General features: G+C 41.0%; 16 protein-coding genes and 1 riboswitch. Of the genes, 4 read left to right on the top strand and 12 right to left on the bottom strand.

What is annotated here, in order from left to right:
- Window positions 1-84: 84 nt before the first annotated feature.
- Both CUU64_RS11555 and metC read left to right on the top strand, forming a co-directional pair.
- Window positions 85-1,197 carry a methionine biosynthesis PLP-dependent protein gene (locus tag CUU64_RS11555; RefSeq protein WP_101633776.1) on the top strand — a complete coding sequence of 371 codons (1,113 nt, stop codon included), beginning with the start codon at window positions 85-87 and terminating at the stop codon, window positions 1,195-1,197.
- The gene (metC, locus tag CUU64_RS11550) at window positions 1,194-2,369 is read left to right on the top strand and encodes a cystathionine beta-lyase (protein ID WP_101633775.1); all 1,176 of its coding nucleotides are present in this window, start codon (window positions 1,194-1,196) and stop codon (window positions 2,367-2,369) included. Before CUU64_RS11555 ends, metC begins: the two co-directional genes overlap by 4 nt.
- A gap of 313 nt (window positions 2,370-2,682) precedes the next feature.
- Here metC and CUU64_RS11545 read toward each other — a convergent pair whose 3' ends face one another.
- Both CUU64_RS11545 and CUU64_RS11540 read right to left on the bottom strand, forming a co-directional pair.
- Window positions 2,683-2,982 carry a YppG family protein gene (locus CUU64_RS11545; protein ID WP_101633774.1) on the bottom strand — a complete coding sequence of 100 codons (300 nt, stop codon included), beginning with the start codon at window positions 2,980-2,982 and terminating at the stop codon, window positions 2,683-2,685.
- A 254-nt stretch (window positions 2,983-3,236) separates the two neighbouring features.
- Window positions 3,237-3,380 (bottom strand): YjcZ family sporulation protein, encoded by a 144-nt coding sequence (locus CUU64_RS11540; RefSeq protein WP_101633773.1) that lies wholly within the window; start codon window positions 3,378-3,380, stop codon window positions 3,237-3,239.
- Window positions 3,381-3,852: 472 nt separating this feature from the next.
- Between CUU64_RS11540 and CUU64_RS11535 the strand changes: the two genes are divergently transcribed.
- A complete protein-coding gene (locus CUU64_RS11535; RefSeq protein WP_257985497.1) occupies window positions 3,853-4,572 on the top strand; it encodes a class I SAM-dependent methyltransferase in 720 nt (239 codons plus the stop codon).
- A gap of 59 nt (window positions 4,573-4,631) precedes the next feature.
- Here the strand turns inward: CUU64_RS11535 and CUU64_RS11530 are convergent, their stop codons facing one another.
- From CUU64_RS11530 to CUU64_RS11515, 4 genes are all read right to left on the bottom strand, one after another.
- A complete protein-coding gene (locus CUU64_RS11530; RefSeq protein ID WP_101633771.1) occupies window positions 4,632-4,943 on the bottom strand; it encodes an LSm family protein in 312 nt (103 codons plus the stop codon).
- A 226-nt stretch (window positions 4,944-5,169) separates the two neighbouring features.
- A complete protein-coding gene (locus CUU64_RS11525) occupies window positions 5,170-6,438 on the bottom strand; it encodes a cytosine deaminase (RefSeq protein ID WP_101633770.1) in 1,269 nt (422 codons plus the stop codon).
- Window positions 6,435-7,715: a cytosine permease gene (gene codB / locus CUU64_RS11520; RefSeq protein WP_101633769.1), complete on the bottom strand. Its 1,281-nt coding sequence runs from the start codon at window positions 7,713-7,715 to the stop codon at window positions 6,435-6,437. The genes CUU64_RS11525 and codB overlap by 4 nt, the downstream gene beginning before the upstream one ends.
- Window positions 7,716-8,022: 307 nt before the next feature.
- Window positions 8,023-9,282, bottom strand: coding sequence for a homoserine dehydrogenase (locus CUU64_RS11515; RefSeq protein WP_180954564.1), 1,260 nt, complete (start codon window positions 9,280-9,282; stop codon window positions 8,023-8,025).
- A gap of 112 nt (window positions 9,283-9,394) precedes the next feature.
- Window positions 9,395-9,501, bottom strand: a riboswitch (SAM riboswitch).
- A 445-nt stretch (window positions 9,502-9,946) separates the two neighbouring features.
- Between CUU64_RS11515 and CUU64_RS11510 the strand changes: the two genes are divergently transcribed.
- Window positions 9,947-10,300, top strand: a complete 354-nt coding sequence (locus tag CUU64_RS11510) for a hypothetical protein (RefSeq protein WP_101633767.1) — start codon at window positions 9,947-9,949, stop codon at window positions 10,298-10,300.
- A 232-nt stretch (window positions 10,301-10,532) separates the two neighbouring features.
- Here CUU64_RS11510 and CUU64_RS11505 read toward each other — a convergent pair whose 3' ends face one another.
- Genes CUU64_RS11505 through CUU64_RS11480 form a run of 6 tightly spaced genes read right to left on the bottom strand, consistent with a single transcriptional unit; the run spans window position 10,533 to window position 17,198 of the window.
- On the bottom strand, window positions 10,533-11,645 hold the full coding sequence (locus CUU64_RS11505) for an MDR/zinc-dependent alcohol dehydrogenase-like family protein (protein WP_101633766.1): 1,113 nt from the start codon (window positions 11,643-11,645) through the stop codon (window positions 10,533-10,535).
- Window positions 11,646-11,663: 18 nt separating this feature from the next.
- Window positions 11,664-12,785 (bottom strand): ABC transporter ATP-binding protein, encoded by a 1,122-nt coding sequence (locus tag CUU64_RS11500; protein ID WP_101633765.1) that lies wholly within the window; start codon window positions 12,783-12,785, stop codon window positions 11,664-11,666.
- Window positions 12,773-13,912, bottom strand: coding sequence for an ABC transporter ATP-binding protein (locus CUU64_RS11495; protein ID WP_101633764.1), 1,140 nt, complete (start codon window positions 13,910-13,912; stop codon window positions 12,773-12,775). The genes CUU64_RS11500 and CUU64_RS11495 overlap by 13 nt, the downstream gene beginning before the upstream one ends.
- Before the next feature lie 20 nt (window positions 13,913-13,932).
- Window positions 13,933-14,748 carry a carbohydrate ABC transporter permease gene (locus CUU64_RS11490; protein WP_257985496.1) on the bottom strand — a complete coding sequence of 272 codons (816 nt, stop codon included), beginning with the start codon at window positions 14,746-14,748 and terminating at the stop codon, window positions 13,933-13,935.
- 12 nt (window positions 14,749-14,760) lie between these two features.
- The gene (locus tag CUU64_RS11485) at window positions 14,761-15,726 is read right to left on the bottom strand and encodes a carbohydrate ABC transporter permease (protein WP_101633762.1); all 966 of its coding nucleotides are present in this window, start codon (window positions 15,724-15,726) and stop codon (window positions 14,761-14,763) included.
- A gap of 56 nt (window positions 15,727-15,782) precedes the next feature.
- On the bottom strand, window positions 15,783-17,198 hold the full coding sequence (locus tag CUU64_RS11480; RefSeq protein ID WP_257985495.1) for an ABC transporter substrate-binding protein: 1,416 nt from the start codon (window positions 17,196-17,198) through the stop codon (window positions 15,783-15,785).
- Between the last annotated feature and the right edge of the window lie 186 nt (window positions 17,199-17,384).

Genomic DNA, 17,384 nt, shown 5'->3' with positions numbered 1-17,384 from the left:
CGACTGCTGTAAGCGAATTTCAAAAGTCTTCTTCTTAAAGAAGGCTTTTTTATTTTTTACCATATCTAAAAGGAGCAATGAGCCATGTACAACATTGATACATTCTTAGCACAAATCGGAAACCGGAGCGAAACAGCAACAGGAACAGTGAATCCACCGGTCTACTTCTCTACCGCCTATCGCCATGAAGGAATAGGACAATCATCAGGGTATGATTATGTACGGACGGGCAATCCGACACGCGAGCTGCTTGAACAGGCTATCGCCGACCTTGAAGGCGGTGACCGCGGATTTGCGTGCAGCTCTGGAATGGCGGCAATTTTTACCGTTCTTTCTTTATTTCAGTCAGGCGATGAGTGGGTAATCTCCAAGGATTTATATGGAGGTACATACCGTTTATTGGAGCAGGGATTTAAGAAATGGGGCTTGGATTGTCATTATGTAAACACTAGCAATCTAGAAGAAATTGAAGGTGCGATCACCCCTAAAACAAAAGCTATTTTCATCGAAACCCCCACAAATCCTCTTATGGAGCAGACCGATATTGCTGCAGTGGCAAAAATAGCAAAGCAACACGGCGTGCTTTTGATTGTAGATAACACCTTTTACACGCCGGTTCTCCAACAGCCTATAAAGCTTGGAGCGGATATCGTAATCCACAGCGCTACAAAATACTTGGGTGGCCATAATGATGTCCTTGCCGGGCTGATTGTCGCAAAAGGGAAGGAATTATGTGACTCACTCTTTTTATATCACAATGGCGCAGGAGCCGTTTTAAGCCCGTTTGATTCATGGCTGTTAATGAGAGGCATGAAGACCCTTTCCCTTCGTATGGAAAGGCATGAGAAAAACGCCAAACAGCTGGTGGAATACCTCGGGAACCATGAAGCTGTATCCGATGTCCTTTACCCTGGACATGGCGGTATGATTTCATTCCGGGTAAAAGAGGAAGCCTGGGTTAATCCGTTTTTACAGCAGCTGTCATTGATTACCTTTGCAGAAAGCCTCGGAGGGACCGAAAGCTTTATCACATATCCTGCAACTCAGACCCATATGGATATTCCTGAAGAAATCAGGACAGCGAATGGTGTTTGCAACCGCCTTTTACGCTTCTCCGTTGGCATTGAAGACAGCAGGGATCTAATCAAGGATTTAGAACAGGCATTTGCAGCCGTTAACAAGGAGGCCAGAGTATGAGTGAGAGTAAAGAGTTTTCATTTGAAACGCGTCTATTGCATAACCGACATAAATTCGACAGGGAAACAGGGGCTGTAAGTGTACCAATTCAACACGCTTCCACGTTCCATCAGGCCAATCCTGAACAATTTGGCAAATATGATTACAGCCGCAGCGCCAACCCGACCCGGGAAGCGCTCGAGGACATCATCGCCGAGTTGGAAGAAGGTACGAGGGGCTTTGCCTTCGCTTCCGGAATGGCAGCGATCTCTACTGCTTTCCTGCTTCTCTCTTCCGGGGACCATGTTATCGTAACAGAGGATGTGTACGGCGGAACCTTCCGGATGGTCACAAGTGTCCTGAACAGGTTTGGAATCGAGCATACCTTCGTTGATATGACAGATCTTGACAGAGTACGTGCAGCGGTACGTCCTAATACAAAAGCGATTTACATGGAGACTCCTTCCAACCCGCTGTTGAAGGTCACGGATATTAGGGCAGTTTGTGCGATTGCAAAAGAAATTGGAGCTATCACCTACGTGGACAATACCTTCCTTACTCCGGCCCTGCAAAAGCCGTTAAATTTGGGTGCCGATATTGTCCTTCATAGTGCGACAAAATTCTTGTCCGGGCATAGTGACGTTGTCGCCGGCCTTGCTGTTGTTAAAGATCCGGAGCTTGCCGACCGGCTTTACTTCTTGCAGAATTCCTTTGGTGCCGTGCTAGGTGTGCAAGATGCATGGCTGGTAATGCGTGGGCTGAAAACCCTGCACGTTAGAATGGAACATTCCATGAAAGCTGCCGAAAAGATCGCTGAATTCCTGAAAACTCACCCGCTTGTGAAAGCAGTGTATTATCCAGGACTTCCAGACCATCCAGGATATAGCCTTCAGAATGATCAAGCAAAAGGGCCAGGAGCTGTCCTTTCCTTTGAGCTTGAAAACGAAAGTGTCCTAAATTCATTTGTATCTAATGTTCAGTTGCCTGTCTTTGCAGTTAGCCTTGGAGCAGTTGAATCCATTTTATCTTACCCGGCTAAAATGTCCCATGCCTCAATGCCAGAAGCAGAGAGGGAAAAGCGAGGCATTACAGGCGGATTACTACGCCTGTCTGCCGGCTTAGAAAATCCGGATGATATTATTAAAGACTTTGCTGCGGCCCTCGAAAAAAGCAGGGTTGAAGCAGGGGTATAAGTGTAGGAACCGCCTGGCATGACCAGGCGGTTTTTTAGGTTTTCGCCACAGAACTGAAGTCTTTAATGTTGGGCCTTAGGCGGTTTAGTGACTTATTTACCAAGAATGCGAATGCACACATAGGAGATATTGAAAAATTTTCAAATGCTCCTTTTGGGATTTTTCCTAGAAACGGTATGACAAATGAACACTGTACCTTGTTCTTTTCAAACCGAGCAGGACTTCTCAACGGACCTAAATTCATTAATCTATTTTTATAGTTTTATTTCCTTAAACTTACTAAAAAAAACATGAACTCTCTTTGTGGAAAAAACTAGCCGCCGCTTCCGCCTTTGCTTTTCAGGAAGATGCTAAGCATAGGACTGAACTGGTCGTAGTACCCCTTTAGCTTCTGAGCGGTGTTAAACATTTTTCCAAAGTCCCATGTGCCCTCGGGTGAATGAAATCTGGAAAGAATGCCCTGTACGGGAGATTTACTTGGCTTTGGGTTGGGACGTTGTTGCCGTCTGACCGGAAACAACGATAGCGTTGGTTTTCTATCGGAAGACAACATCAGCCTTTTTCTTTGTGCAGTTGGAAATATGGCCATGGGATTTCTGTTTCTCGGAAACATCCAACATCTCTCCTATTTTTATTTATATAACATATTTATCCCTAGCCAAGATTGTTTACATTTAAAACTAAAGTACACATTTTATAATACACCTGTTTTCTTTTAAATTGTAAGCTTCCAAAGAATGATCAATAATTCCTTAGACCTTCATCTAAAACCAACGACACATCCCACAATTAAAGCAAATCCGTTTCGATAGATTTCCGATAAGCCATCAGGACATTTCCTTGGGATTAGCCTGGATTTTTAGCGAACTAAAAAGTATAGCAAACACAACCAATGATTACTAATAAGATAAACAATACAAGAATGAATGCAAAACTGAATCCAGTCGCAGGAGCTACTGGAGCTTCTTCAACAGGTGCTGTATACCGGGGTCCGCAGCCACACCAAAACATATAAAACGCCTCCTTATATTTTCATGGGATGTTGTTCCTCATGTAGTAAATTGTATGTAAATCTTTAATATCTAGATTGGACAAACATCCTGCTAGCTTAAAAATTCCGCATTCACACAAATCGTAAAAAAGCACCAAAAATTCACCTTGCTGAAAGATTCCCGTTAAGGCTTGTTTAACTAATAAAAGCCTTGTCACTGTCTCATAACTTTATAGCGTGTTGAGATTAGCTGATTGTATTGGAATTAGCTTTTTCCCATTTCATGTAACTTGTTTACGCTATCCATTGTACGCATCTTGTCAGGTATATCTTGTCCCCGCTATAGTTTAATAGTAGAAAGTTATAAGGACGAACGCTGCAGCTCAACAATACGAGTTCGCTTCAAGTCCGCTCTTAAGCTTGAGGGCATAGTACTGTAATGGAACCATCCTGTTAGTAAGGTCATATTATACAAAAGCATGAACGAAGTAGGTGGTTCTTATCAGAGCTTCAATATATCTAGATGCATTGTCTAAATTTGGCGTTAGTGGTGCACATCCTGGCGGTCTTACTCTAACAAAAGAAATTTTCAAGACTGAAAACATCGATCAAACTTCTTACATTTTGGATGTAGGATGTGGTACTGGACAAACAGCAGCGTATCTGGCTGCCCAATACGGAGCAAAAGTAATAGGCTTGGATAACAATCCAACAATGATAGCAAAAGCCAAAAACAGAATGGCTAAATATCAATTACCGGTGCAAATTATTCACGGGTCAATAGAGGAATTTCCGATGAAGAGCAATACCTTTGATTTCATTATTTCCGAATCAGTTCTTTCTTTTATAAACAAGCCTAAGTCCCTTAAAGAGATATTTCGATTATTAAAGAGGAATGGAAGGTTTATTGCAAATGAACTTACTATAAATTATCGGCTCAATCCAGCTAACGAGGATGAAATAAAACGTTTTTACGGAATTGACTCTCTTCATATGGAAAAGGATTGGATATCTTTGTTTGAACAAACCGGCTTTACGAACATAAAAACGCGCAGCCCAGCCCAAGCCATGCACCAAAATAATGAAGTTCCTGAATTTGTGTACTCCAACAATATAGCCCCGGAGCTTTACACGGTGTTCCAACAGCATTTCTATATTATGACTATGTATCAAGGATTTTTGGATTACAGAATATATTCATGCACCAAATAACAGTTAAGACGTTGAAAAGGCCTGCAGAGAAAGATAAACTGCAAGCCTATTTAGTGTAGTTATATAAAAAATGGAAAAAATGGTCCAAATCTGTAAATTCCACCGAATGGAAAACCGAATAAGCCGAATGGTCCAAAGAAGGGAAATTGGCGGCTTTGATCATGAGTCTGCATCGACACATTAGACTGGTTCGAACTAGGCATGATCAGATACATTTTGTCCTTGTCATAGCTGTGAAGCAAGCCTTGATATACAGAGCCATCTTTTAATTCAATCTGAACCATTTGATATAAATGTATTTTGCATTTTTTATGAAAATCCTGTACATCCCGTTGAAGATAATCAAAGTTCTGTTCAACATTTTGTTGCATTAAAATACCTCCTCTGAATCATTACATTTTTAAAATATTCCCAGATAAGGATTTGTGTTACGACTTTATAACGACAGGAGAGCATTCATTTGTAGCTACAAGGTTTTGTCCACAATTCAAATGTCTTGCCGGTATAAATTAGCGGAATCGGCTGCTGTGAATCTAGCGCTGGTTTTTACCCATAAAAAAAGCATGAACCATTAACGAGTTCATGCCATCTCTTTTCTTATTTATCAAATGTGACTCGTTCTGTTGACTCTCCAAGATTCACAGTTGTTTCACTCGGCTTTGTTTTGGCAATTACTTGGCCATTCCGTATAGAGTAGAGTACGGAAGCCTGTTTACGGATGGCTTCGTATTCGTTGTCTGCATCCAACACGATAAAGTTTGCCGGTTTCCCCTCTTCAATTCCGTAGATATCAGTAATGGCTAATGTTCTTGCACTGTTCTCCGTAATAAGATCGATAGAATTATTAATTTGCTCGTAACCCATTAACTGCGTTACATGGATTCCCATATGCAGCACCTGCAGCATATTCCCGGTGCCAAGCGGATACCAAGGATCGAAAATGTCATCATGTCCAAAGCATACATTCAGGCCTGCTTCCTGCAGTTCTTTGACCCGCGTAACTCCTCGGCGTTTCGGGTAGGTGTCAAAACGGCCTTGAAGATGGATGTTCACCAATGGATTGGCTACGAAGTTGATCTTTGATAGCTTTAGTAAACGGAACAGCTTGGATGTGTATGCATCATTATAGGACGCCATTGCCGTTGTGTGGCTTGCAGTGACACGCTCTCCAATGCCAAGGCGATATGCTTCAGCTGCCACTACTTCAACAAAACGGGATTGTTCATCATCGATTTCGTCACAATGAATATCTACAAGACGATCATACTTTTCCGCGAGGGCAAAAACCGCCTTTAACGATTCTACTCCATACTCTCTTGTGAATTCATAGTGCGGTATGCCTCCTACAACATCCGCCCCCATTTTCAGTCCCTCTTCTACCAGTTCCTTACCGTTCGGAAAGGAAAGTATGCCATCCTGTGGAAAAGCAACGAGCTGCAAATCTACATAGCGCGACATTTCTTCTTTTACTTCAAGCAACGCTTTTAATGCAGTCAGGCTTGGGTCTGTCACATCAACATGTGTGCGCACATGCTGTATTCCCTGGGCAATTTGCCATTTTAACGCTTTTTTTGCCCTGGCTTTTACATCTTCTTCCGTTAGTAATGGCTTTCGCTCAGACCATCTTTGAATCCCTTCGAACAGTGTGCCGCTTTCGTTCCAGTTCGGCTCCCCTGCCGTTAATACAGAATCCAGGTGAATATGCGGTTCTATAAAAGGAGGGAGAACCAGTTTTCCCTCCACATCAATGATCTCCTGGCCCTCACTGATCTCCATAGTCTGTGCTACCTTTTGAATTTCACCTTCGTGTACAAGGATTTTCCATAGGCCTTCCTTATTTCGAAGCTTTGCATTTTTAATTATCACGCTTTGCTCACCTTTTTCATTTCAATAGTAGTTGCACTTGCTGCCGACAATTTTTTCACAATAAGCGTTAGTACTACATATACAACGGCAGTTCCAATCAACGCATTCAATGGCGGTATTCCCGGAGCAAATTTACCCAGGGCGGCTCCGATTGCCCATGATGCTATGGCTGTCCAATTCACAGCTTTAAATTTCATTTTGTCAAATTCTTTATATTTCCCCCTATTCAGGATAAAAAAATCTGCTATAATAATCGCTCCAATTGGCGGCAGCGTTGAACCTAGCAAAGTTAAAAATCCTACAAAATTGTCATAAAGCCACATAGCCAACACTGTACCAAGGATACCATTGAAAATAACTACCTTGCTTTTTTTGATTTTCGTTATATTTGAGATTCCAAGCCCTGAAGCATAAATAGAGTTATCATTGGTTGTCCAAATATTTAAACCTAAAACAATAATAGCCGGAATGATCAAGCCTTGTAAAAACATCACTTCAGAAATATCTGATTTTCCTGTTGCAATTGCTCCAATCGCACCAAAAGCAAACATTAGAGAGTTTCCGATAAAAAACGCGATGACAGTCGTGCAAACGCTTGTTTTCTTCGTGTTAGCAAATCTGGTGAAGTCAGGGGTCAATGTACCTCCGCTGATGAACGAGCCTACGCAGATGGTCAAAGCGGCAGCCAGGCTGATTGTTTCAGTGGGCTGGTGCTGCATTAACGCTTGAAAACCGCCAACCGTATCAATTGCTTTTAACGCTGATAATCCACCTAACGCAACAATAGCGGGCACGGCAATGAAGCTTAGAATCGCCAGAGCCTTCATCCCAAAAAACGCAGTTCCAGTCATCATCAGACCAGCTATAAGCACTAGTACAGTAGTATCAATTCCAGTTACTTTCTGGACCGGAATTGCAAACATTGCAACCCCGACGCCAAACCATCCAATCTGTGTTGCACTAAGCAGGAAGGATGAAAGATAAGAGCCCTTTTCCCCAAAAGCATAACGCGTCAATAAATGAGTCGATAATCCTGTTTTAGATGCGATATATGCGAGTGCTCCCGTATAAGCACCTAGAATCAGATTGCCTGCTAACACAATCATAATAAATTCAGGCATTGTTAAACCCAATCCAAGCGTCCCTCCGGATAACATACTTGCGGAGAAGAATGTAAACCCAAGCATGACCACCAGCATTCTCCAGAAACCATTTCTATGGGATGCGGGGACTGCCTGCAGAGAAAAATCTAAATCTACAACCTGTTTCTTTTCCATACCAATTCCTCCTGTTAATACAAAATTGTAATCTGGTACCGAAAAGAGCTTCGATAGTGGTTTTGGAGAACATATAAAAAGGGCTCCTTGCCTATTCTGACAAGAAGCCCGCTTTATATATGGCAATATCCGGGCATATAAAAAAGCACATGCCTAACCATATAATCCTCGCTGTCCTTGTCAGCCTCACAGGACTGACTTTAAAGGTACCAGTATTTAATTAATCATATTATTGCAGGTAGCCAAGTAATTGTCAATGTAAAAATAGATTTATTATTTTGGCAATGATTCACACTGTTTATCCAGATTATACACCAATCGCTTTTTTTGCTGACGAAATAGCACTGCTTACTTTTGCTGAATACACGCTTTTTAATTTGGGATGAGCATGACCTTCAAGTTTCCCGGTAAATAACACGGCAGACAACGCCAGGTTCCCATCTTCTTTGTATGTAAGGACAGTCCCTGAACTTTCCAAGTCACTCATTATTTCAGTAAACTCCCTGAAAGAAAGATTTTGATAGAATAATAACGAGGTTTGCTCTTTGACAAGGGCCGGGTCTGCTTCACCAATATTGTTTTGAGTTCTCTTCGGGCTTTTAAGATGTGGATGATCTTGTGTCAAGTAGAGGGATATTAAATCCTCCACAATCGCGCTGGCTGTAGGCTTTGCTCCCGCACCTGCACCAATCAGGGTCAAATCCCCCAATAAATCTGTTTTAATCAATACAGCATTATTGACGTTTTCCACACTAGAGAGTGGGTGATCCGCATCGACAAACTTGGGGCTAATTTCTACATGAAGGCTTTCATCTATGGATACCAAGTGCTTTACCCGTAAGCCTATTTTTTCCGCAGCCTGGATTTCATCGATGGTAACGCTTGATATTCCTTTTATCTGTACCTCGTCCCAATCAGGCTGTTCACCATAGATCCATTCGCTCAAAATCATTGCTTTGTAAAAGGCGTCAAAGCCCTCAATATCATTTGTTGGGTCCTGCTCTGCATAACCCTTTTGCTGCGCAAGAGCAAGCGCTTCAGAAAACGACGCTCCTTCCGTTCTCATCATGCTTAAAATGAAGTTCGATGTACCGTTTAAAATGGCTTCAATCCGTTCTACTTTATTGACCGCCAATAATTCCCGCAACGTTCTTAAAACAGGAATTCCACCCGCTACGCTTGCTTCATACACAAAGCGAACCCCATTTTCCCTTGCAATTCTTTGAAGGTCTCTGCCATGCTTGGCAATACAGTCTTTATTAGCCGAAACTACATGGCAGCCGTTTCGTAATGAATATTCGATATATGTCCGGGCTGGTTCAATCCCGCCGATTGCCTCAATCACAACTTCCGGCTTTCTTTGGGTAATGACCTCTTGAAAGTCCTTGGAAATAAAAACTCCTTCATTCAATGCCCTCGCTTTTGCTTCATTTCTGATGAGGACTCCTGATATTTCAATTTTTCTTCCTATTAAACCCTCGATCTGTTCCTTTCGCTGGGTTATGGATTCAAACACACCGAGCCCCACTGTCCCCAAACCCAATAAAGCAACTTTTAAAGCAGCCATTTTCATTTCTCCTCTCCTGTTTAGCAGTCCTAGCGCGCAATGTAGGAAATGCCCTTTCTCGAGACGAAAAAGCCTCTCTACATGAGATAGAGAGGCTTTTTCAAATATCCGTCTCTTATCTCGCAAAGTAAACTTTGCAGGATTTGGCACCTTTTCAAAAAACAATTTGAAGGTTGCCGGGCTTCACAGGGCCATTCCCTCCGCCTCTCTTGATAAGAACTATTTATTTATTCAATTGTAGCAGACTAATAACTCACAAACAACAGAAAATTCCAAAAAACGTTGCCGCGATTCTTTTTAGGCTCCAAGCTACGATTTATATCCCTAAATAATATTTATATTTTGCTTCAGGCAAGTTGCAATGTTTAGAATAATTAACAATTTTTCCGCAAAGTATAAAATTTGTCAGTTTTTTGCTGTGACGTAGAGGAGCTATAATGAATGTGCTCTTCCTTGCTCAAACGTCATCCCATCTTAGATCATCATTTCTTTCTCTTTACCAATGCGGCAGACGTTACATAAAGTATAAGGACATGGGGCTAGCAGCCCCACAAATAGTCATTATTAGATTCGTCCGCTATTTTCCTTGCTTGCAATTTCCCTAACAGTGAATAAACTCACTTCCCTTTGGGAAAGCTTGAGAAAAATCAGGGAGATAGAAAATATGAATGGAATCGTACTATTAAACCCCAACTTGCCTATTGGGCAGCTCCAGCAAAAGGAAAGTCTGCTATTTCAAAAAATGCTGGTGTATAAACTGGTCGATGAATGGAAAGTGGAGATTATTAAACTAAACCCTTATCAAATCCACGAGTATTACACTATTCCTCACGCCCTCTTATATGATTTAAAAACAAAAAGAAATGGAATGGTTGATTACCTTCTTTTGTACTCTTTTAAAGCGGTGATAAGATTTCAATACATTTATCCAGAAAAGTGGGTAGAATTGGAAAGTTTTTTTTCAAAAACCGTTTCAGTGGAACAGATTGAAAGAGGCGGCTCCGAGATAATCTTGTGAGCGATAGAAAAAAACTTTTGTGCCTTAGACGGCTAACTGCCCTATTTTGCAAAAACTCAATGCCGATAAACCAGATAAATTTTGGGACCTGGTAATTCCATTCTTTACGTATGGAATAATGCACCATATCAGCAAGCTCCACTTTCCTTTTACACTGTTTCCCACTTTTGAAAAAATTGAATAACAAATCAGGCCACCTTAACGGCTGGCCTGATTTCGGTAGAGTATATAATTATGGAACTAAAATTACCTTTAGAGAATCCTTTCCGCTTTTAACCATTTCAAAGCCCTTTTCATACTCTTCCAGAGGTAGTTTATGGGTGACCACTCCTTTAGTAGGAAAATCACCCTTTTGAATGCCTTCTATAACCAGTGGATAACAATAGGGACCCAGATGAGCTCCAAGTACGTCTAATTCTTTACGATCGCTAATAATACTCCAATCCACGGTTACGGGGTCTTTAAATACACTGAATTCTACAAAGCGGCCAAGTTTACGAATCATTGATAAGCCTTGTTCAACGGATTTAGGATGCCCTGTAGCTTCTATGTAAATATCACACCCATAACCGTCTGTCATTTTCTTTATTTCTGACACTACATCTACTTTTGAAGGATTAAAGACAATATCTGCTCCAAATTCTTTTGCCAACTCCAGCCTGGAATCGACTAGGTCAAGCACAACTAATGTTCCCGCACCAGACTTTTTAGCTGCCCCAACCATTCCAAGCCCAAGCGTTCCTGCACCAGCAAGTACCACGAAATCCCCCAATTGAATTTGAGCCCTTTGGACAGCATGCAATGAACATGCATATGGCTCAATTAAAATAGCATCTTCAATTGGCATGTGGCTCGGAACCTTGTAATTAATTGCTTCCTTTGTAAATTTCATATATTCAGCCATGCCGCCGTTTACATTGTTTTGGAATCCGTAAAGGTCATGCTTTTCGCACATCCAGTACTGGCCTCTGTTACAGAAACGGCATTCCCAGCAAGGGACGATTTGTTCTGAGATAATCCGGTCGCCGATTTCAAATCCTTCTACCTTTTCACCAAGCGCAACGACATGTCCAATGAATTCATGTCCGGGAATCATAGGTGCTTTTATATATGCTGGCTGTGTATCGTCTCCCCAGAAGCTAGGTGCACCCCCATAAGCCTTGACATCACCTGCACAAATCCCGCACGCCTCTATTTTCACAAGAATTTCATGTTCATTTTCTAATACAGGTGTGTTTGTTTCCTCAAGCCGATAGTCACCAGGTCCGTACGCTACAATTGCTCTCATCGTTTTTGGCACTTGAAGCTGCTGTGTGTTTTGTAAGTCATTGCTAATCGTTGACATAACTATTCCTCCCTGTTATTAAACCATTGCAAATGCTTTTTCAATTCTTTCCCCTGTGTTTTCATCAAACACATGGATCCTTTCATCATTGAAATGAAGCTTGATCTCATCATTATGGTTAAAGCGAATAATTTCACTTGAAACAACACTCAGGATATCATCTTCTCCTATACGTATATGGATCCTGCATTCTTCACCCAGGTTTTCAAAAACGGTTACTTTTGTGCTTACCGTATAAGGTTCCATTCCCCTAGCGATCGTTATGTCACTTGGTCGGATGCCGAAGCGGTAAACTTCTCCTTCTTTTACATATGATAGGTATTTTTCTGGTACCTTAAAACGTAAAAAGGAATTCGTAGTATTAAAGTAAGGAACGCCTTCTTTGTTAGATACAATCACATTAAAAATATTCATCGGCGGCTCGCCGATAAATCCAGCAACAAACTCATTGACCGGATGGTTAAATACTTCCAACGGTGTTCCGTATTGTTGTAAGACACCTTCATTAATTATTGCGATGCGGTCTGCCAGTGCCATAGCCTCTGATTGGTCATGAGTAACGATAATGGTTGTACAATTGATTTCAGTATGAAGATGCTTAATTTCGGTCCTCATTTTCTGCCTTACTTTCCCATCAAGATGGGAAAGTGGTTCATCTAAAAGAAGAACTTCCGGTTTGCGAATCAATGCCCTGGCAATATTCACCCTTTGCTTTTGTCCCCCAGAGAGTGCGCCGGGTTTCATGTTGAGCAAATCAGCTATATCCAATAATTTCGCTATTTTCATAATCTCTTCTTTAATTTGTTTTGCCGGCATGCCTTTAGCCCGAAGGTTAAACCCTATATTGTCATATACCGTTAAGGGTGGATACATGGCGTAATTTTCGAATGCCAATCCTATGTTCCGATCTTTTGGATGTAAATCATTAATTCTTCTTTGGCCAATTAAAATATCTCCAGACGAGATATCCTCAAGACCTGCAATCATCCTTAAAGTTGTCGATTTCCCACACCCGGAAGGGCCTAACAAGGCAACGAATTCTCCATCCTTTGTTTGCAGGTTGAGCGAATTAACCGCCTGGATCGGTTGTTTATTTTTATAGTAGATTTTATTCACATCTTTGATAATTAGCTCTGCCACGCCAGGTTCCCCCTCTCGCTGCTTTTCGACAGAATATTTTGCTTGTTGGTATCGAAATAGATTGCTCTCTCTAAATTAATCTCAATATAGATATCCTGGTTCAGTTTTATATCAATTTCTGAAGGCACGGTAAGACGAATGAAATCAGTGTTAATCTGGACTGTCAGAATAGCCTTTGCTCCTAAGGGTTCAAAACTATAGACGCACCCTTGCACATTTTCATCACTATTCTTTACTAGGTTATAGTTTATATCCTTTGGCCGAATACCAATCCGAACAGTGTCTAGGCCTTCATTTTGAAGTACATGTTGGACACTCTTGGATGGGGTGAAATGATGAGCCTCCGAAAAAATGGTTAAAGCCATTTGTCCGGGCTTTCTTTGAATACTAGCTTGTACAATATTAATCTCAGGTTCGCCAAATACCGTCGCGACAAATTCATTGGCCGGTTCATGGTAAATTTCCTCAGGTGTACCGATTTGTTCAATTTTGCCTTTATTAATCACCGCTATCCGATCACCAAGACTTAATGCTTCCAAATAGTCATGGGTGACATAAATAGTGGTTGTGTCAAGATTTCTCTGCATATCCTTCAATTCCGCTCTCATTTGATGTCGAAGCTTCGCATCAAGATGAGTGATCGGTTCATCCATTAAAAAGATATTTGGCGTTCTTACCAACGCGCGGCCAAGTCCTACCCGCTGTCGTTGGCCATTGGATAATTCAGAGGGATTGCGTTCAAGCAGCCAGTCAATTTTCAGGATTTTTGCTACTCTGGTTACTTCTTCCTTAACTTTGCTGTCAGGTTGCCGGTACCTCGGACTTCTTAAAGGTGAAGCCATATTATCAAAGACCGATAAATGTGGATAAAGAGCATAATCCTCAAACACCATCGCCACATTCCGGTCCTCGGGCTCGGTATGGTCAATGCAGGAGCCATTCATGTATACATGTCCCTTATCGGGAAGATGGATTCCCGCGATAACATTTAAAAGTGTGGTTTTGCCTGCTCCGGCAGGACCAAAAACAATGAAAAATTCCTTATCTTTTACTTCTAGGCTAACATCATTTAATGCTGTCTCTTTATGAAAGGATTTGGATACTCCTTCAACTCGAATATCGGCCATCTCTCACCCTCCTTTGGTGGTTAACCCTTCACCGCTCCCATACTCAAGCCGCGAACAAGGTGTTTTTGGATTGCCAGTGCAAGAATAATGATTGGCAATGATGAAATAAGAACTGCTGCTGCCATCTGGCCGTAGTGTACGGTATCAGAAGAAACATACTTTAGCATGGCGACCGTGGTTGTTGTAACATCTTGACCTGCTAATAAAAGCGAGAATGTGAAATTATTCCAGACAAAAATGAAAGATAGCAAGGACGAGGCAACCAGACCCGGTTTAATGAGGGGCATAATCATTTTTATGAAAACCTGCCACCATGAGTACCCATCCAAACGTGCCGCATGCTCCATTTCCACTGAAATGTCTTCGAAGTAGCCTCTTAATATCCAAATCAATAATGGTAACGAGATTACCTGAAAAATCCAAATTAACCCAAAATGAGTATCATAAATTCCTAACTGTTGATAGATTAAAAAAATAGGAAGCACTACCAGAATTTCCGGTGCAAAGCGAAAAGATAGAAATTGGAAGGCAATTGATTCTTTTCCTTTAAAGTCATAGCGGGCAAGAGCATAGGCCGCAGGCACCCCGACAATGATGGATAAAAGGATAGCCCCAACGCTCACAATAATGTTATTGGCAAAATAGCCAAAGAAGTCTCCATTCGAAAATAGAACCTTATAATTTTCAAGTGTTGGTGTGAAAATAAAAACAGTGTTATACATCTCCCTATCATGCTTAAAAGAGATAACCAATAACCAGATCAAGGGGAACAGTGCAAAAATAGCGTACAATACAAGTGCCAGATTTTTTAGTTGGTCAATAACTTTGCTTTTCACCTGAATCCCTCCTTATTTACCAGATGCGTTTTTCTGGGTATTCGACCAATACTTCACCATATAATGACTGACGAAATATACAAAGACCCAAAGTATTAACATATAAGGCAATGAGTAGCCTAATTCTTTAAAAGTAAAAGCCTCGGTATAGGCAGTTAATGGCAAGGACATCAACGTGTCTCCGGGACCACCGCGAGTTAAGGCAAATATGATATCAAACATTTGAAGGGACTGCATAAATCGGAAAAGTACTGCGATTAACAACATTGGCAAGATCATAGGCAGAGTTAAAGTTTTGAACGTAAACCAGGCTGAACCGCCATCAATCATCGCAGATTCGAATGGTGCCTTTGGTAATGAACGAAGGCCGGCAAGCACAAGTATGATGACAAACGGTGTAAACACCCATGCGTCAATTAATAGTACTGTAAAAAGCGCAGTACCCGGATCCGCACCCCATGTGAAGTTTTTGATGCCAATTGCTGAAAGCCATTTACTTAAAACACCTACAGAAGAGTTCGTCATTAGCTGCCAGACTAATGTCGCTATTACAGGTGCTATAACAAGAGGAAAAATGAGAACAATTCGCAAAGACTTGGATAATAAATTTTCACGGTTCAAAAGAAGTGCAATAGCCACTCCCAAAACGGTTTCAACCACAGTACTTAAGACAGCGTATGTTAAAGTAACCTGGACGCTGTGCCAAAACTTTGAATCCTTAAACATATAAAGGTAATTCTCCAACCCAACCCAACTATAATCTGCATATTTAAAAGAATAATTTGTAAATGAATAATAGATTGCCATACCGAATGGAATCAAAATACCAATTGTTAATAAAAAAGCTGGGCTTAAAATAAGGTAAGGCCTGATTTTTCTTTTAAAGGGGATATTAATTTGTTCCTTCCCCTTTTTATTCTTTGTTTGAAGCGGATCGCCTTCTAACGCTATGCTCTTTCTCTTTAGTTCGGCACTCATCGAATTACCTCCTAAAACAATGAAGGGGCAAGCCCCTTCATTGTTAGTTCTTCCAATTAATCATCAACCCTTATTCTTTCTACACGTTTATTAACCTCTTCTGTCAATTGATCCAGTCTTTTCTTAGCGTCTGCTCCATTAACGATGTCTTGCAATGCTGCTGCCCACTCAGTAGTGGAATTAAAGAATTCAGGCTGTGGAGTAAATTTAATGGTAGAGTTATCAATAATTGATGAGAATGTTTCTTCATACCCGTCAATTTTGCTGATTCTCTCTTTAAACCCAGCGTCTTCCCAGACTGATTTACGGACAGGGTCAACAACATTTGCATTAGTTGCACCCCAAATCATGTGCTCTTTGCTTGTGAAGTACTGCATGAATAACCAAGAAGCATCTTTCTTCTCTGAAGTCTTATTCATCGCAATCGACCATACCCACATATTCGCCCCTACATCTGTTCCATCTTTTGTTGTTGGCGGTGGTGCAACCGCTAAATTACCAGCTTCCTGTGATGCGCCTTCTTTATTGTTATAAAACGAGAAATTGTCTGCGTCGAATGCCATAGCCGCCTTGCCTGCCCCCAAATCAGTTGAAACCTGATACCAGGTATAATTTGACCAGTCTTTAGGACCTGCCTTTTTGATTAAATCTGCATATTTCTGAGTGATTTCGACTGCCTCCGGGCTGTTTAGCTTTGCAACTAACTTGCCATCTTCAATTTCAAAATCCTTTGCGCCGTGATTAGCAAAAGCAGTCATATAACCAGGATGGATTGTTGCCCATGAACGTGTACCACGAGTTCCAATGCCGTAAGACCCTTCACCATTCCATCCATTCAACTTGGTAGCGGTTTCAACTAATTCATCAAAAGTCTTTGGCGGTCCGCTAATCCCTGCTTCCTTAAATGCACGCTTGTTATAGTGCAGGACGTTAATCTCAAAACCAAGCGGTATTGCCCATAGATTTCCAGTGCCTACTTTGTGTCCTGGTGTTAAATCCCATTTGTCTGCCCCTAACACACCTTCAAAGAAATCTTCCTGATCATAGTCATCAGATGTTCGAGTTTTATCTTTAAGAAATGAATCCAATTCCTGTATGTATCCTGCTGGTGCATATTCCCATAGCTGGTAGGAACCTGTCATGAATACATCTGGATTTCCATTTTTTGCATTCAAAGCTGTTGTTAACTTATCAAAATAGCTTTCTTCAGGCGTAACGGAATGCTTAACTTTGATGCCTGTCAATTTTTCGAACTCTGGCAATCTTTCAATAATAGCTTCAGCATAAGGGTGTTGATTCAATAAAACATTAATTTCTTCGCCTTTAAAGCGCTTCCAATCAAACCCGTCCAATTTATCTAGTTTTGTTGCTTCTTTTTCAGAGCTATTTGTTTGAGTTTTACTTGAAGAACACGCTGTAAACATGATCATTACTACTAACGCGACAATTGAAATCAGAACTCTTCTTAACATAATTCTCCCCCTTTACTAATGTATAAAGCTGAACTTCCAAAGTGTTTTTAACAAATTTGCCCTTAACTGATTTTTTTGAAAATTCGTTAATTTCATTTTAACTTATTTTCTTATATCGTCAATACCTTTCGTTTATTTTTATTTTTAATTGTTTTTTTTTATTTTAATGAGATTAAGTTCATTTTA

Origin of the sequence: Bacillus sp. V5-8f, from assembly GCF_002863565.1 — a bacterium.
In the GTDB taxonomy this organism is placed as follows: domain Bacteria; phylum Bacillota; class Bacilli; order Bacillales; family DSM-1321; genus Peribacillus.
This window is presented reverse-complemented; position numbering and strand designations above follow the sequence as displayed.

Excerpts from the sequence above, each read along its gene's own strand:
- metC (WP_101633775.1), top strand. The coding sequence starts at position 1,194 with ATGAGTGAGAGTAAAGAGTTTTCATTTGAAACGCGTCTATTGCATAAC.
- CUU64_RS11545 (WP_101633774.1), bottom strand. The coding sequence starts at position 2,982 with ATGTTTCCGAGAAACAGAAATCCCATGGCCATATTTCCAACTGCACAA.
- CUU64_RS11510 (WP_101633767.1), top strand. The coding sequence starts at position 9,947 with ATGAATGGAATCGTACTATTAAACCCCAACTTGCCTATTGGGCAGCTC.
- CUU64_RS11555 (WP_101633776.1), top strand. The coding sequence starts at position 85 with ATGTACAACATTGATACATTCTTAGCACAAATCGGAAACCGGAGCGAA.
- CUU64_RS11505 (WP_101633766.1), bottom strand. The coding sequence starts at position 11,645 with ATGTCAACGATTAGCAATGACTTACAAAACACACAGCAGCTTCAAGTG.
- CUU64_RS11540 (WP_101633773.1), bottom strand. The coding sequence starts at position 3,380 with ATGTTTTGGTGTGGCTGCGGACCCCGGTATACAGCACCTGTTGAAGAA.
- codB (WP_101633769.1), bottom strand. The coding sequence starts at position 7,715 with ATGGAAAAGAAACAGGTTGTAGATTTAGATTTTTCTCTGCAGGCAGTC.
- CUU64_RS11480 (WP_257985495.1), bottom strand. The coding sequence starts at position 17,198 with ATGTTAAGAAGAGTTCTGATTTCAATTGTCGCGTTAGTAGTAATGATC.
- CUU64_RS11495 (WP_101633764.1), bottom strand. The coding sequence starts at position 13,912 with ATGGCCGATATTCGAGTTGAAGGAGTATCCAAATCCTTTCATAAAGAG.
- CUU64_RS11485 (WP_101633762.1), bottom strand. The coding sequence starts at position 15,726 with ATGAGTGCCGAACTAAAGAGAAAGAGCATAGCGTTAGAAGGCGATCCG.
- CUU64_RS11515 (WP_180954564.1), bottom strand. The coding sequence starts at position 9,282 with ATGGCTGCTTTAAAAGTTGCTTTATTGGGTTTGGGGACAGTGGGGCTC.
- CUU64_RS11530 (WP_101633771.1), bottom strand. The coding sequence starts at position 4,943 with ATGCAACAAAATGTTGAACAGAACTTTGATTATCTTCAACGGGATGTA.